The organism is Pseudomonas sp. PDM21, from assembly GCF_014852505.2.
Lineage (GTDB): Bacteria > Pseudomonadota > Gammaproteobacteria > Pseudomonadales > Pseudomonadaceae > Pseudomonas.
In genome coordinates, this window is record NZ_CM181223.1 from 2,664,053 (window position 1) to 2,679,030 (window position 14,978).

At 66.7% G+C, this 14,978-nt stretch carries 17 protein-coding genes; 7 read left to right on the top strand and 10 right to left on the bottom strand.

Going from position 1 to position 14,978, the window contains the following annotated elements; translation table 11 throughout:
- Positions 1-112: 112 nt before the first annotated feature.
- Genes IB275_RS12565 through IB275_RS12575 form a run of 3 tightly spaced genes read right to left on the bottom strand, consistent with a single transcriptional unit; the run spans position 113 to position 2,018 of the window.
- Positions 113-1,054, bottom strand: coding sequence for a class I SAM-dependent methyltransferase (locus IB275_RS12565; RefSeq protein ID WP_192295244.1), 942 nt, complete (start codon positions 1,052-1,054; stop codon positions 113-115).
- Between the two features lie 59 nt (positions 1,055-1,113).
- The gene (locus tag IB275_RS12570) at positions 1,114-1,605 is read right to left on the bottom strand and encodes a P-loop nucleotide/nucleoside kinase family protein (RefSeq protein WP_081516829.1); all 492 of its coding nucleotides are present in this window, start codon (positions 1,603-1,605) and stop codon (positions 1,114-1,116) included.
- Positions 1,602-2,018 carry a YybH family protein gene (locus IB275_RS12575; protein WP_192295245.1) on the bottom strand — a complete coding sequence of 139 codons (417 nt, stop codon included), beginning with the start codon at positions 2,016-2,018 and terminating at the stop codon, positions 1,602-1,604. The genes IB275_RS12570 and IB275_RS12575 overlap by 4 nt, the downstream gene beginning before the upstream one ends.
- 271 nt (positions 2,019-2,289) lie before the next feature.
- Here IB275_RS12575 and IB275_RS12580 point away from each other — a divergent pair, with 271 nt between their 5' ends.
- Positions 2,290-2,910, top strand: a complete 621-nt coding sequence (locus tag IB275_RS12580) for an eCIS core domain-containing protein (RefSeq protein WP_192295246.1) — start codon at positions 2,290-2,292, stop codon at positions 2,908-2,910.
- Between the two features lie 2 nt (positions 2,911-2,912).
- On the opposite strand, the gene IB275_RS12585 is transcribed toward IB275_RS12580, so the two are convergent.
- The 6 genes from IB275_RS12585 to IB275_RS12610 form a co-directional block, all read right to left on the bottom strand.
- Positions 2,913-4,406, bottom strand: coding sequence for an efflux transporter outer membrane subunit (locus IB275_RS12585; protein WP_192295247.1), 1,494 nt, complete (start codon positions 4,404-4,406; stop codon positions 2,913-2,915).
- Positions 4,407-4,451: 45 nt separating this feature from the next.
- Positions 4,452-4,760: a hypothetical protein gene (locus IB275_RS12590; protein WP_192295248.1), complete on the bottom strand. Its 309-nt coding sequence runs from the start codon at positions 4,758-4,760 to the stop codon at positions 4,452-4,454.
- 68 nt (positions 4,761-4,828) lie between these two features.
- The gene (locus IB275_RS12595) at positions 4,829-5,932 is read right to left on the bottom strand and encodes an ABC transporter permease (protein WP_192295249.1); all 1,104 of its coding nucleotides are present in this window, start codon (positions 5,930-5,932) and stop codon (positions 4,829-4,831) included.
- Between the two features lie 5 nt (positions 5,933-5,937).
- Positions 5,938-7,080, bottom strand: a complete 1,143-nt coding sequence (locus tag IB275_RS12600; RefSeq protein ID WP_192295250.1) for an ABC transporter permease — start codon at positions 7,078-7,080, stop codon at positions 5,938-5,940.
- The gene (locus IB275_RS12605) at positions 7,077-8,894 is read right to left on the bottom strand and encodes an ATP-binding cassette domain-containing protein (protein WP_192295251.1); all 1,818 of its coding nucleotides are present in this window, start codon (positions 8,892-8,894) and stop codon (positions 7,077-7,079) included. Before IB275_RS12605 ends, IB275_RS12600 begins: the two co-directional genes overlap by 4 nt.
- Positions 8,894-9,895: an HlyD family secretion protein gene (locus IB275_RS12610; protein ID WP_192295252.1), complete on the bottom strand. Its 1,002-nt coding sequence runs from the start codon at positions 9,893-9,895 to the stop codon at positions 8,894-8,896. Before IB275_RS12610 ends, IB275_RS12605 begins: the two co-directional genes overlap by 1 nt.
- Positions 9,896-10,063: 168 nt before the next feature.
- Here IB275_RS12610 and IB275_RS12615 point away from each other — a divergent pair, with 168 nt between their 5' ends.
- A complete protein-coding gene (locus IB275_RS12615; RefSeq protein ID WP_192295253.1) occupies positions 10,064-10,294 on the top strand; it encodes a hypothetical protein in 231 nt (76 codons plus the stop codon).
- 27 nt (positions 10,295-10,321) lie between these two features.
- Here IB275_RS12615 and IB275_RS12620 read toward each other — a convergent pair whose 3' ends face one another.
- Positions 10,322-10,507, bottom strand: coding sequence for a hypothetical protein (locus tag IB275_RS12620; RefSeq protein ID WP_192223150.1), 186 nt, complete (start codon positions 10,505-10,507; stop codon positions 10,322-10,324).
- Between the two features lie 223 nt (positions 10,508-10,730).
- Here IB275_RS12620 and IB275_RS12625 point away from each other — a divergent pair, with 223 nt between their 5' ends.
- The 5 genes from IB275_RS12625 (at position 10,731) to IB275_RS12645 (ending at position 14,940) form a co-directional block, all read left to right on the top strand.
- The gene (locus tag IB275_RS12625) at positions 10,731-11,099 is read left to right on the top strand and encodes a DUF3302 domain-containing protein (RefSeq protein ID WP_192295254.1); all 369 of its coding nucleotides are present in this window, start codon (positions 10,731-10,733) and stop codon (positions 11,097-11,099) included.
- Positions 11,100-11,102: 3 nt separating this feature from the next.
- Positions 11,103-12,062 (top strand): HlyD family secretion protein, encoded by a 960-nt coding sequence (locus tag IB275_RS12630; RefSeq protein ID WP_192295255.1) that lies wholly within the window; start codon positions 11,103-11,105, stop codon positions 12,060-12,062.
- Positions 12,063-12,197: 135 nt separating this feature from the next.
- Positions 12,198-12,869 (top strand): DUF3313 domain-containing protein, encoded by a 672-nt coding sequence (locus IB275_RS12635; RefSeq protein ID WP_192295256.1) that lies wholly within the window; start codon positions 12,198-12,200, stop codon positions 12,867-12,869.
- A 231-nt stretch (positions 12,870-13,100) separates the two neighbouring features.
- Positions 13,101-14,081 (top strand): quinone oxidoreductase family protein, encoded by a 981-nt coding sequence (locus IB275_RS12640; RefSeq protein ID WP_081516842.1) that lies wholly within the window; start codon positions 13,101-13,103, stop codon positions 14,079-14,081.
- Positions 14,082-14,091: 10 nt separating this feature from the next.
- Positions 14,092-14,940 (top strand): TauD/TfdA dioxygenase family protein, encoded by an 849-nt coding sequence (locus IB275_RS12645; RefSeq protein ID WP_192295257.1) that lies wholly within the window; start codon positions 14,092-14,094, stop codon positions 14,938-14,940.
- The last annotated feature ends 38 nt before the right edge of the window (positions 14,941-14,978 follow it).

Genomic DNA, 14,978 nt, shown 5'->3' on the forward strand with positions numbered 1-14,978 from the left:
GGATGGGTGGAGCTTGCGATACCCATGCGGTGGGGTGCGCAGGATCGATGGGTATCGCTTCGCTCCACGCCATCCTACGGAAGCTCTTCACGCCCCACGTTGTTTCACCGGATCAGTCCAGGCGGAACACCAGCGCCTTGAGGCCGCTGTCTTCCTCGATGTCGGCAAACTCCGGCGGGTTTTCCAGGCGTTCGATGAAGCGCAGCTGAGGCGCCTCGGCGGCCATGCCACGGAGCAGGAAGTCCACGCCGATGCCTGGGTCGTTCACGCAGGCCAGCACGGTGGTGCCGGCGCCATCCAGCAGTTCCGGCAGGCGGCGCAGGACGCGGGCGTAGTCCTTGTCGAGGACGAAGCTGCCTTTCTGGAAGCTCGGCGGGTCGATGATGATCAGGTCGTACGGGCCGGATTTCTTCACCTTGCCCCAGGACTTGAACAGGTCATGGTCGAGGAAGCTCACCTTCGACAGGTCGTGGCCGTTCAGGCGGTGGTTGTCGCGGCCACGACTGAGGGCGGCACGGGCCATGTCGAGGTTGACCACCTTCTGCGCACCGCCGGCCATCGCCGCCACGGAGAAGCCGCAGGTGTAGGCGAACAGATTGAGCACGCGCAACCCGGCGGAGTTGGCCTGCACCCACTGGCGGCCGTAGCGCATGTCGAGGAACAGGCCGTTGTTCTGCTTGCGGCCCAGGTCCAGCTGGTAGCGCAGGCCGTGTTCGCTGATCAGCCAGCCGTCGAAGGCTTCGCCGTGGAGCACTTCCATGGTGCTTTCCAGGGTGTAGCGGTGCTGCAGCATCAGGCTGCGGGCGCCGGTGGCGCGCCAGATGTCGCCCTGTGCCAGTTCCAACAGCATCGCCCGCAGCGCGCTCAGCTCGTCTTCGCCCGGCTCGCGGAACAGCGACACCAGCAGCACGCCTTCCAGCCAGTCGGCGGTGACCTGCTCCAGCCCCGGCCAGCGGCGGCCACGGCCATGGAACAGGCGGCGGGTTTCCGCAGGGACGGGGTTCAGGGCGGTGAGCAGTTGCTCGCGAAGGGTGGCGATGGCTTCGGTGTTCATCTATCCGGTCTTTCTGAATTCAGGCGATGGGAGCAATTCGGGGCGGCGATTCTACGCGCTCAGGCGCCGTGGCGCTGCACCTGCAGTTTTTCCTCCGGGCGCGGGGCGACGAAGTAGCGGTTGAGCGCCTCGTAGCCGGCCGGGTCCAGCGGCGCGGCCAGTGGGGCGATGGCATGGCGCGCCAGCAGGCGGCTGCGGCAGGTGGCCGGGTCGACGTCGAGAAAATGCAGGCAGTGCGCCGCACCGGCCTGCTGCGCCAGGTCGATCAGCCAGCGGCGGTCGGCCAGGGTGTTGGCGGGGATGTCCAGCACCACGCTGGTGCCGGCGCGGAGCAGGCCGACCACGTGCGGGCCCATGACCTTGCGCACGCGGCGGGCGTAGAGCTGGTAGTCGTCGGGGTTGCTGATGCCCCAGGGGAATAGCTCGGCCAGCCACTGCTCCTCGGCCAGCATCACGGTGCCCGGTGCCTCGGCCAGTTCGCGGGCGAGGCAGGATTTGCCCGACGCCGCCTTGCCGCACAGCAGGTGCAGCGTGCCTGTCTGTGTATTCATGTGGTGGCCTCCAGCAGGTCGGTGCCGTAGGAGTTGTCGACCGCGCAACGCCAGGCGCCGTCGGTTTCGCGGCGGAACACGTAGGTGGCGCGGCGGCTCAGCTTGCCGTGGCTGGTGTCGAGGAGGGTCTGCGCGACCACCAGGGCGGTGTCGCCGGTTTCGAGGATGTCCAGGCGGCCCTGGCGTACCCGCAGGTTGTGCCCGAAGTGCTCGGCGATGGCGACGAAGGCCTGGCGGATCTGCGCCTTGCCGCGTGCCAGCAGGCCGGGCTTGACCACCAGCAGGGCGTCTTCGGTGTAGAACCCGAGCAGCGCGTCGAAGTCCTCGCGACCGATGGCCTCGTCGGCGGCCTGGATGAGCGCTTGCAGGGGATGCAGTGCCGCAGAAAGAGTAGGGGAAGGTGCCTGGTCCATCAGTGTCTCCTCGATCGGGAGCCTCGGACGGCGGGCATTAAAAAACCCGCCGGGAGGCGGGTTTGGTTGTTCGCGGAATGCGCTAACCCACCATCGGAGCGATGGTGGTAATAATCTGCTGGAAGGTGAGATTGGCGGCATTCATGGCTCAGAAGCTATCAGAAGTTTCATACGTCGCGCCAGCGCTCTTTTTTGCTGGCGGCATGGCATGATCGCGCCGCGCCATGGTCTGAGCACCATGCCTTTCTCCACGCTGTAGCGGAGTCTTTTCATGCCATCCCCCCTCGCAACCCGCTTCCTGCACGCTCTGGCGCTGCTCGCCGGGTTGGCCGCGTCCGTCGATGCCCTTGCCGCGACCTGCCCGCCGGGGCAGCGCCAGGTCTGCCTGGACACCTGCACCTGCCTGCCGGACCTGGGCGCGGTGCTCGGCCCGGTGCTGTCGGATACCCGCAAGATGGCCGCCCAGGCGCTGGGCGTGTGGCTACAGCAGTCCCGCGAGCAGGCGGCGCAGGGCGGCACCGAGCCGATCCCGCTGGAGATCCGCGCCCAGTTGCAGCCGTATTTCTCCGACGACGTGCTGATGGCCGCGCGCTATTCCACCGGTGCGCTGGACGAGCTGAACGCTGCCCAGGCGATCATGCAGAACCCTGATACCGAGGCGGTCACCCTGGTGGACGTGATCGTCTTCCGCAGCGAGGACGACGCGCAGAAGGACGTCGCCCTCTGGGCCCACGAGCTGTGGCACGTGAAGCAGTACCAGGAGTGGGGCGTGCAGGGCTTCGCCACGCGCTATTCCGAGGACTTTGACGCCGTAGAGGCCCCGGCCTACGAGATGCAGCGCCGGGTCGCCAAGGACCTGCGCGATGGCAAGGTCACCGCACAGCAGAACTGACCTCAGCGGCTGGCGCTGGCCTCCGGCGCCGGCGTGCCACCGCCGAGCGCCTTGCACAGGGCGATCAGCGTCAGGCGCAGCTGGGTATCGCTGTCCACCATGTCGCGGCGCGACTGCAGGAACGCGCGCTGGGCGTCCAGCTCCACCAGGAAGTCGGTCATGCCGCCGGCATAGCGCGCCTTGGCCATGCCATAGGCGACGTCGCTGCTGTGCAGTTTTTCCTGCAGGCGCTGGTTGCGCTGGCGTTCGGCTCCGTAGTGGGTCAGCGCGTCGTCCACTTCCTGCCAGGCCTTGAGCACGGTCTGCTGGTAGGACACCGCCGCTTCCTGCTGCTCCAGCTTGCGCAGGTTGATCTGCGAGCGCCGCCGGCCGTTGTCGAAGATCGGCAGCGACAGGCTCGGCCCGACGCTCCAGGTGCGGCTGCCCCAGTCGCTGAACTTGCCGTCGTCGGCGGACTCGTAGCCGAAGCTCGCGCCCAGACGAATGGACGGGTAGAGGTCTGCCACGGCCACGCCGATGTTGGCGGTGGCGGCGTGCAGCTGGGCCTCGGCGGCGCGGATATCCGGGCGACGGCGGGCCACTTCCGACGGCAGGCCGAGGCTCAGGTCGGGCGTTTGCGCAGTGGTCTGCGCAACGGGTTTCAGGTCATCGCGCAGGCTGCCGGGCTCGGCGCCGATCAGCACGCCGATCTGGTTGATCGCCGCGCTCTCGCTGGCGTGCAGCTGCGGCAGGCTGGAGCGCAGGTCGGCGAGCTGGCCGCGCTGGCGTTCGACGTCGAAGTCGTCCACCAGGCCGCCGTCGGCGCGCACCTGGATCAGCTGCAGGGATTGCTCGGTAGCGACAATGTCCTGATTGGCCACGGCGATCTGCTGCTGCACGCCGCGCAGCTCGAAGTAGGCGCGGGCCAGTTCGGCCGAGACGCCCAGTCGGGTCTCCTCGAACATAGCCAGCTGCGCCGCCACGCTGGCATCGGCGGCTTCGATGGAGCGGCTCACTCGTCCCCACAGGTCGGGCTCCCAGGAGGCGTCGAAACCGGCCTGGTAGAGGGTGAAGGGCTGCGCCAGCACCTTGCTGATCTCGTCGCTGCTGGCGCCGGGGGCGATGCGCTGGATCATCAGCGCGTTGGCGCCGTTCTCGCTCATGCGCTGGCGGGTCACGCCGCCTGAGGCGTTGACGTCCACGCCACGCTGCGCCGCCACCATCTGCCGCTGCATGCGGCTCTGGGCGAATCGCAAGACAGCGCTGTTGAGGTCGGGGCTGGCCTTGTCGGCGCGGCGTTGCAGGTTGTTCAGCACCGGGTCGTTGAACAGCGTCCACCAGTCTTCGCTGAGGTGGACATCGCCCTGGGCGGGGTGCAACTGCGCATCGCCCGAGTGCGCGGCCTGCCAGCTGGCCGGCGCCTGGGTTCGCGGCGCTTCGTAGTCGGGGCCGACGGCACAGCCGGCGAGGCCGGTGCCGAGCAGGGCGAAGGAGACGAGGCGATACGTGCGGTTCATCGATGGCACCTTTTCAGAATTGCACCTTTTCAGATTCGCTGGGCGCTAGTCATCGGACGAGCCCTCGAAACGCCGTGCGACGTAGCCCAGCAGCAGGCCTGCGGCAATGCCGACGACGCCCAGCGTCAGGCCCATGGAGCGGTTGCTGACCATGCCGACGTTTTTCACATGGGTCGGCAGGCCAAGCAGGCCGATGAAGAACAGCATCGCCAGCGACAGGGCGGTCAGGTAGATGCCGCCGGCTCTCCAGGTGTCGGTCGGGATGCCCTTGCGGCGGCAGTACAGGTAGCCCAGCCCGAACGGCAGGGCGAGTTGGGTGACGGCGAAGATGACGAACTGGCTGGTTTCGTTCATGGGCGGCGGCTTCTGAAGTGGGGTTCCGGGTGAGGGTATTGCATCGCGGGGCCATCTCCAGTGATCGACTACGCAAGCCGGTGGCGGAACAGCCACGAGGCGAGCGGCAGGGTGACGGCGGCCACCACCAGCATGGGAATCAGGTTGTGCCAGACATCGGCCAGGGTCGCGCCTTCGAGGTAGACCCGCTGGATCAGGTCGATGCCGAAGCGCAGCGGGTTGGCGTAGGTCACCACCTGCAGGAATTCGGGCATGTTGCGCACCGGCGTGGCGAGGCCGGAGAGCAGCGTCAGCGGCATGATCAGCACGAAGGTGTAGAGCATTGCCTGCTGCATGTTCAGCGACACCGCGCTGATCGACATGCCCAGCCCGACGCAGGCGATGGTGAACACCGTCAGCCCTCCGTAGAGGTTGAGCAGCGAACCGGCCATGGGTATTCGGAACCAGAACAGCGCCATCAGCAGCACCAATGTGGCCTGCAGCATACCGATCAGCAGAGGCGGAATGGCCTTGCCGAGCATGATCTCCAGCGGCGTGTAGGGCGTCACCAGCAACTGGTCGAAGGTGCCCTGTTCGCGTTCGCGGGCTACCGAGAGCGCGGTGAGCATCAGCGTCTGCATCATGCTCAGGGTGGCGATCAGCGCCGGGATCAGCGGCCAGCGGGTCTCCAGGTTGGGGTTGTACCAGGAGCGGCTGACCACGCTGATGGGCGCCGAGGCCAGGCCCTGTTCCTGGTTGAACTGCCCGACCACCACGGCCAGTCCGGCAGCGGCGGAGCCGGCGGTGTTGGAGTTGCGCCCGTCGAGTATGACCTGGATCGGAGCCGGGTCGCCCTGCGCCAGGCGGGTCTGGAAGTCCGACGGGATATGGATCACCAGCAGGGCCTTCTGCTCGTCGATCACCGTCTGGATTTCCTCCGCGCGGGTCAGCGTCGCCACCCGGTGGAAGATACCGCTGCCGTCCAGGCGCGTGGCGAGGCGGGTGGAGGATTCGCTGTGGCTCAGGTCGAGGATGGCGTAGGGCGCATCGTTGAGGTCGAAGGTCACCGCGTAGCCGAACAGCACGCTCTGCATCAGCACCGGCGCCACCAGCACGATGCGGTTGGCCGGGTCCTTGAGGATCACCAGCAGTTCCTTGCGCCACAGGTTGAGGATGCGCCAGAGAAATTCCATGGGATTCAGTCCAGCCGCTTGCGCGTCACCATCCGCGCCAGGCCCAGCAGGGCGACGGCGTAGGCGGCGAGGATGGCGCAGTTCTTGAAGATCATCGGCCAGAAGTCGCCGGCCAGGAACAGGGACTTCACCAGCTCCATGAAGTAGGTCGCCGGCAGCAGGTTGCCGATCACCCGAATGGCGGTGGGCACGTTGCGCAGGTCGAAGATGAAGCCCGACAGCATCATCGCCGGCAGGAAGCTGGCGAGCAGGGCGATCTGGCTGGCGAGGAACTGGTTCTTGGTCACCGCCGAGATCAGCAGGCCGATACCCAGCGCTACCAGCATGTAGAGCATCGAGGCGATCACCAGCACGACGAAGGAGCCGTAGATCGGCACGTCGAACAGGAAGCGCGCGGCGAGCAGGCACAGGGCGAGGCCGATCATGCCGATGCCGAAGCAGGGGATGATCTTCGCCAGGAGGATTTCCACCGGCCGCACCGGCGTGACGAACAGCGCCTCCAGCGTGCCGCGCTCCCATTCGCGAGCCATCACCAGAGCGGTGAGGAAGGCGCCGACCAGGGTCATGATCAGCACGATCAGCCCCGGCACCAGGTACCAGGTGCTGGTGTTGGCGGCGTTGAACCACATGCGCTGGACGATGGTGACCGCGCCGCGCTGCTCCGTGGATTGGGCCGTGCCGCCGGCGCTGCGGTCGGCCTGCTTCTCGCCATAGCCGGCCAGGGCGCTGCTGACGTAGGTGGAGACGCTGGCGGCGCGGGTGGCATCCGAGCCCTGCACCAGTACCTGGACCTGCGCGTTGCCGTCGTTCAGGCGGCGGGTGAAATCGGCAGGGAACTGCACCAGCGCGTCCACCTCGCGCGCCTTCATCAGCGCCTCGCCTTCGGCGAAGGAGCGCACCAGGTGAGGCTCCAGGTACTCGGTGCGGCTGATCCCGGCGGCCACGTCGCGGGCCACGGGGGACGGGTCGTCGAGGACGATGGCGACGATGGCGCGCTTCACGTCCAGCGACAGGCCGTAGCCGAAGATCAGGATCAGCGCGATGGGCAGGCCGATGCCGATCAGCAGGTTGCTGCGGTCGCGCACCAGTTGCCGCACCTCTTTGCGGGTCAGCGAGGCGAGGCGCCGCCAGAAGCCGCCGGCGCTCATGCCGCGCCCCCCTTGGCCGGATGGCGGTTGCTTTCGACGCGATTGCTCTCAAGGCGATTGCTTTCAACGATCTGGATAAAAGCCTGCTCCATGTTCAGCGTGCTGCCCTTGCCCCCGGCCTGTTCGCGGACTTCCTGCGGGGTGCCCATGGCCAGCAGCTTGCCGGCATCCTGGATGACGATGCGGTCGCAGTACTCGGCTTCTTCCATGAAGTGGGTGGTGATGATGATGGTGGTGCCCGACGCCGCCAGCGCCGTGATGCGCTGCCAGAAGCCCCGGCGGGCGAGGGGGTCGGCGCCGCTGGTGGGTTCGTCGAGAAAGAGGATTTCCGGTTCGTGGAGCAGGCCGACCGCCATTGCCAGGCGCTGCTTGAAGCCGCCGGGCAGCTGGCCGCTGGGCGAGTCCTCCTGGCCGCTGAGGTCGAACTGCCGGGACACCGCGTCCATACGCTGGCTCAGGCGCTTGCCGCCCAGGCCATAGGCGCCGCCGAAGAAGCGCAGGTTCTCGGCGACCGAGAGGTTGCCGTAGAGGGAGAACTTCTGCGACACGTAGCCGACCTTGCGCCGCGCCTGGGCCCGCGCGTGGCGCAGGTTGACCCCGGCGACCTGCAGCGTACCGCTGGTGGCCGGCAGCAGCCCGCAGAGCATGCGGAAGGTGGTGGTCTTGCCGGCGCCGTTGGGCCCGAGCAGGCCGAAGATTTCCCCCCGGCGTACGCTGAAGCTGGTGCTGGCGACCGCGGTGAAGTCGCCGAATTTGCGCACCAGGTCCTTCACTTCGATCACTGCTTCGTTGCTGTCGTCGTGACGGCGTGTGCCGGCCTTGAGCGATTCCATGTCGACGGCTTCGGCATCGCTGCGGGCTCGCAGGAGGAACATGAAGCCGTCTTCCAGGCGCGCGTCCACCTGGCGTACCGGTGCGCCGTCGAGCATCTGCTCAAGCTTGCCCTGGTCGGCGTCCGGCTGGCGGATGAAGCGCACCTCGCCGGACTGCGGCACCGCGTCGACGATGTTCTGGTGGTCGTCCAGCAGCCGCGCCTGCAGGGTGCGCGCGGGCTCGTCGGCGGGCGGGGTGGCGATGAAACAGAGGTTGTCGGCGTGTTCGCGGATCGACGCCGGGTCGCCCTTGGCCATCAGTTGGCCCTGGTGCAGCAGGAAGACTTCAGCGCAGCGCTCGGCTTCGTCCATGTAGGAGGTGGAGACCAGCACGCTGAGCTGCTCCTGCTCGATCAGCTGCTGGATGATCTCCCACAGCTCGCGGCGCGACAGCGGATCGACGCCAACGGTGGGCTCGTCGAGCAGCAGCAGGTCCGGCGAGCGCACCAGGGTGCAGGCCAGGCCCAGCTTCTGTTTCATGCCGCCGGAGAGCTTGCCCGCCGGGCGATCGGTGAAACGTGCCAGGTCGGTCATCTCCAGCAGGCGCTGGTAGCGCTCCTGGCGCTCCTTGTGCGGCACGCCGTGGAGGTCGGCGTAGAGGTCGAGGTTCTCCTGCACGCTCAGGTCCTCGTAGAGGCCGAAGCGCTGCGGCATGTAGCTGATACGGTCCTGCACCTGCTGCGGGTGGGCGTGGACGTCCACGTCCAGCACCGTGAGCGTGCCGGCATCGGCCTGCAGCAACCCGGCGACCAGACGCAGGAAGGTGGTCTTGCCGGCGCCGTCCGGGCCGACCAGCGCGGTGAGCTGGCCGCGCGGGATGTCCAGGCTGATGTCCTTGAGCGCCTGCACGGTTTTTCCCGACTCCTTCACGAGGAACTGCTTGGACAGGCCCTCGGCGCGGATTACCGGGCCTTCGTTGCGTGCTCCCTGATCCAGGGCCATCAGTGCGGCTCGTCGGCGAAGCGCACCGTGGCTGGCATGCCCAGGCGCAGGCGGTTGTCCGGGTCGGCTACCAGCACGCGCACCTCGTAGACGAGGCTGGTGCGCAGCTCCTCGGTCTGCACCGATTTCGGGGTGAACTCGGCCACCGAGGAAATGAAGCCGATATGGCCGTCGATGGCCTGGTCCGGGTGGCTGTCGGTGAACACCTGGGCTTTCATGCCGGGCTTGATGCGGCCCAGGTTGGTTTCGCTGACGTAGGCGCGAATCCATTTCGGATCGGTCAGCGCCAGGGAGTACACCGGGCGCTGCGGCGAGGCCATGTCGCCGGGTTCCAGCAGGCGCGAGCGCACGGTGGCATTCTGCGGCGCCTTGAGGTCGGCTTCGTCGAGGTTGTGCTGCAGCAGCGCCACGTCGGCGCGGGCGGCGGCAAGCTGCGCCTCGGCCTGGGCGATGTCTTCCGCGCGCGGGCCGATCTGCGCCAGGTGCAGGGACTTCTGCCGGTCTTCCAGCTCGGCCTGGGCGACCTTCTGCTGCGAGGTGGCGCTGTCGATGTCCTGCTGGCTGACGGCGCGACCACCGGGGCTGTTGGCGCGGATACTTTCCAGCCGGCGCAGCTGGGTGTTGGCGAGGTCGAGCTGGGCGCGGGCGGCCTTGTCCTGGGCTTTCGCCCGGTCAATGTCCTCGGGGCGCGAGCCGTTCTTCAGGCGCAGCAGGTTCTGCTCCTGGGCGGAAATCTGTGCCCGGGCCTTGTCGATCTGCAGGCGCAGGGCGCGGGTGTCCAGGCTCGCCAGCACGTCGCCGGCTTTGACCACGTCGCCTTCCTCGACATTCATCTTCGCGATGCGCTCGCTGCCGGTGAAGGCCAGCGACACCTGACGAATGTCCACGTTGCCGTAGAGCACCAGGCGTTTGTCATCACTTTCGCGGGACTGCAGGTACCACCACAGTCCGCCCCCCAGCAGCAGCGCAACGAGCGCCACCAGCACCAGCTTCTTAGGCATCGGCCCATCCCTGATTCATGACAGCCCGGTGAAGGATAGACAGTTATTCGCCCCAGGACCCTGACGCGGGCCGCTACCCCGCGTCGCAGAGCCTGCCCTTCGTCAGCTGCCGTGCCGCGACGGGCGTCGCCTGTTAGCGTGGAGAGACATCCCAATGGAGATGCCGCCATGGGCAAAGACGAAAACACCACGAGCGCGCACCGGGCGTCCTTGTACCTGCGCGCCCAGCGGATTCAATGGTTCGGTCTGGTGCTGCTGTTCCTGGCCGTGGGGCTTGCGGCGTTGACCGACTTCCTGCAGCGCGATGGCGGTGTGGCAACCATTGTCGCCTTCACTGGGGTCGGTGCGTTGGCGCTGGTGGTGGCGCGGTTGATCCTGTTGCGGCTGAAGCCTGTGTAGGAGCCATCGGTGCAGGGCCTATTCGGCTCAGCGCCGGGGAATGGACTGCACCTGCGGCTGCATCTGCTGCTGCGGGATGTTCCGATAGCCCATCTGGCCTTCTTCCATGGGCGGCGGGCGCGGTGCGTCGTGGTCATTGTGGCTGCCGCAGGACGAGCCGCCCAGCAGCACGGCCAGCGCGCCGATCATGAGTAGAACGGTGGTTTTTCCCATGGTGGTTGCTCCTGGTGAGCCGTCCTTCCAGTGAAAACGAAAACCCGCCGGTGAGCCGGCCAGTCGGACGAATGGGCGGCGCCGCAACCGGCCCGCCGATTTCCCTGGCAATCGCTTGAAATCCCGCTGTTTTCGCGCGGTTACGATCGTGCAGATTGCCATGGATCAACCATACTCAGGCGACTCGCTCCGGCGTTGTGCTCGGGGGAACAAGGAGGGCGGGATGCTCGACTATTTTGCGCTGGGGGTACTGATCTTTGTCGGATTGGTACTGTTCTACGGGATCATCGTGCTGCACGACATTCCTTATGAGATTGCGGTACACCGCAACCATCCCCACCAGGACGCGATCCACGCGGCCGGCTGGGTAAGCCTTTTCACGCTGCATGCGCTGTGGCCGTTCCTGTGGATCTGGGCCATGTTGTACCGCGAGGACCGGGGGTGGGGCTTCCACCACGGCAAGACGCCGGCGCAGGAGGCGGAGTACCTCGAACAGCAACTGGCCGAGCTGCGCCAGCGCCTGGAGGTGCTGGAAGGCCGCCAGAACGCCCCCGCCGCACCGGCAACCACTCAACCGGGCGGGGAGGGCTGAGCCATGGACCTGTTGCTGATCCTCACCTACACCGCCTTCTGCGTCGCCATTTTCAAGATCTTCCGCATCCCGCTGAACAAGTGGACGGTACCTACCGCCGCGCTCGGCGGCATCGTGCTGATCGGTACGCTGATCTTCCTGATGAACTACAACCACCCGTATTCCGAGGTGGCGCGTACCTACTTCGTCACCACGCCGGTGATCCCGGTGGTTACCGGGCAAGTGGTGGAGGTGCCGGTCAAAGGGAACGAGATCATCGAGAAGGGAACCGTGCTGTTCCGCATCGATCCCAAACCCTTCCAGCTCAAGCTGGATTCGCTCAAGGCGCAACTGGTCTCGGCGCGTGCCGACCAGGCCCGCGCCCGTGAGCTGGCGCTGCGCAACGTCGGCAACAAGCGCGACGTGGACTTGACCACCGCCCGCGTCGATGACCTCAATGCGCAGGCGGCGCTGGCCCAGTTCAACCTGGAGAACACCGTGGTGCGCGCGCCCTCGCGGGGCTTCGTCAGCCACGTGTCGCTGCGCCCCGGGATGATGGCCAGCCGTTTGCCGCTGCGACCCTCGATGGTCTTCGTGCCCGATGAAGGCCCGTATTTCACCGCCTGGATGCGCCAGAACAGCCAGCTGCGCCTGACCGTCGGCGATGAGGCCGAAGTCGCCTTCGACGGCATACCCGGCAGGGTCTTCGCCGGCACCGTGGACAAGGTCCTGCCGGTGATCGGCGAGGGCCAGGTGCAGCCCTCCGGCACCCTGATCAGCTATACCGGCTCCCCGCCGCCGGGGCGGGTACCGGTGTTGATCAAGATCACCGACCCGGATTTCGCCCAGTACGCGAGCATCATGCCCGGCGGCTCCTACGGCCAGGCGGCGCTCTACAGCGAGCATTTCCACCATGTGGCGATCATGCGCAAGATCCTCCTGCGCATGGCGGCCTGGATGAACTACATCTTCCCGTTCCACTGATTCGCGGCATTGCGGCGCCCCCACGGGGGCGCCTGCGCGTGGGCGTCCGTCTGCGCGCGAACAACACGGGGGAGGGGGTAGCGCAGTCTCCTGCCGTACAACCTGGCGACATCGATAGCTCAACCGGAGAACCCTATGAAGTCCTATGTCGCGTTGTTGTCCCTGCTGCTGTTGCCGTTTTTGCAAGGCTGCGCGGAAAAGCAGGTCCAGCCGGAGGAGTACTCCGGCTTCCTGTATGACTACTCCCGTCTCACCGAACAGGAAAACGCCGCGGGCACCAAGGTCCTGGCCTGGATCGACCCCAAGCTGAACCTGATGAACTACCGCAGCATCGTCATCGAGCGCTCGCAGTTCTACCCGGCGCCCAAGGCCACCGATCAGCTCTCGCGAGCAACCATGACGCAGATCACCGACTACTACGACAAGGCGCTGCGCCGCGAGCTGGGCCAGGTGCTGCAGGTCGTCGACAAGCCCGGCCCGGGCACCCTGGTGCTGCGTCCGGCGATCACCGCGGTGAGCAGCCACACCCAATCACTCAAGCCCTATGAAGTCATCCCGATCGCCCTGATCGCCGCCGGCGTCAGCACTGCCACCGGCATCCGCGACCAGGACACCCAGATCGCCACCGAAGCGGCGATTCTCGACGGCCCCTCCAGCCGTGTGGTCGCCCAGGTAGTGCGCAAAGGCACCGGGCATGCGCTGGAGAACGACAGCCAGGCCATGGCTGCCAGCGACTTCAAAGGTGTGCTCGACGGCTGGGCCCGCGACATGCGCCTGACCTACAGCAAATTGCGCGAACTCAAGTAGTTCACGTCATTCAAGCAATCCCGCTCGTCCGCCAGGACCTGCACCAGCACCGACAAACCTGCTCTCCATGCGGCGCCCAGCGTGGCGCCGCATCGGCCTGTCATGAAATGAAAAGCCCCTGTCGCACGATGTGAAGCTTCCCGCCCGGCCCCTGCCTATTGTCCGCTCAAAGGGCGCTTGCCTGCTCCAAACGGGGCGCCCAAGACAACAAGACAACTGGAGATTCCGGCCATGGCCAAAGCCGTTCGTTTCTATGAAACAGGGGGACCCGAAGTCCTGCGTTACGAGGACGTGGAGGTCGGCGAGCCCGGCCCGGGGCAAGTGCGCATTCGCCATGTGGCGGTGGGCCTGAACTACGCGGACACCTATTTCCGCAATGGCACCTACGCCGTTCCGCTACCCAGCGGCATGGGCGTGGAAGCCGCCGGCGTGGTGGTGGCGGTGGGCGAGGGCGTGACCAACGTCGTGCCCGGTGATCGTGTGACCTACACCGGCTTCATCAACACCCTCGGCGCCTACAGCACCGAGCGCCTGGTACCGGCGGCGCCGCTGATCCGCCTGCCAGAGAACATCGCCTTCGAGACCGCCGCCGCCATGACCATGCGCGGCCTGACCTCGGCCTACCTGCTGCGTCGCATACACGACTTCAAGCCGGGCCAGAGCATCCTGCTGCACGCCGCCGCCGGCGGTGTCGGTCTGATCGTCTCGCAGTGGGCCAAGCTGCTCGGCCTGCGGGTGATCGGCACCGTCTCCAGCGACGCCAAGGCCGAAATCGCCTTCGCCCACGGTTGCGAGCACGTCATCAACTACAGCCAGGAAGGCGTCGCCGAGCGCGTGCGCGAACTGACCGATGGCCGTGGTGTGGACGTGGTCTTCGACAGCGTCGGCAAGGACACCTTCATGACCTCCCTGGAGTCGCTCAAGCGTCGTGGCCTGATGGTCTGCGTCGGCACCGCGTCGGGCCCGATCCCGCCGTTCGATCCGGTGCTGCTGGCGATGAAGGGCTCGCTCTTCCTCACTCGCCCGGCCCTGGCCGACTACATCGCCGACCCGGCGGAAAAGGCGGCGCTGCTGGACGAGCTGTTCACCCACGTGGGCAACGGCGACATCCGCATCGAGATCAACCAGCACTATGCGCTGGAAGATGCCGTGCAGGCCCACCGCGACCTCGAGTCGCGCAAGACCACCGGCTCGTCGATCTTCGTCATCTGAGGGCGCCGCCATGCACGTAGAACGTCTGACCTGCAGCCTCGGCGCCGAAATCTCCGGGGTGAACCTGGGCGACGCCTCCCGCGATGAAGGCCTGTTCGCCGAGCTGCGCGAGCTGCTGCTCAAGCACAAGGTGCTGTTCCTGCGCGACCAGGACATCACCCGTGCCGAGCACGTGGCTTTTGCCCGCCGCTTCGGCGAACTGGAAGACCACCCGGTGGCCGGCAGTGACCCGGAGCACCCGGGCCTGGTGCGCATCTACAAGACCCCGGACCTGCCCAACGACCGCTACGAGAACGCCTGGCACACAGACGCTACCTGGCGCGAGGTGCCGCCCCTGGGCTGCGTCCTGCGCTGCGTGGAGTGCCCACCGGTGGGCGGCGACACCATGTGGGCGAACATGGCCCTGGCCTACGACATGCTCCCGGCCGAGATCAAGGAGCGCATCGCCAAACTGCGTGCGCGCCACAGCATCGAGGCCAGCTTCGGCGCGGCCATGCCCATCGAAAAGCGCCTGGCGCTCAAGGCCATGTACCCCGACGCCGAGCATCCGGTGGTGCGCACCCACCCGGAAACCGGCGAGAAGGTGCTGTTCGTCAATGCCTTCACCACCCACTTCAGCAACTACCACACGCCGCAGAACGTGCGCTTCGGCCAGGACGCCAACCCCGGCGCGGCCGACCTGCTGCGCTACCTGGTGAGCCAGGTGTACATCCCCGAATTCCAGGTGCGCTGGCGCTGGAAGAAGAACGATGTGGCGATCTGGGACAACCGCTGTACCCAGCACTACGCGGTGATGGACTACCCGCCCTGCGTGCGCCGCATGGAACGCGCCGGAATCATCGGCGACAAGCCGTTCTGATCCCCTGAAGAAAGACTTCTGACAAGAACAATTACGGA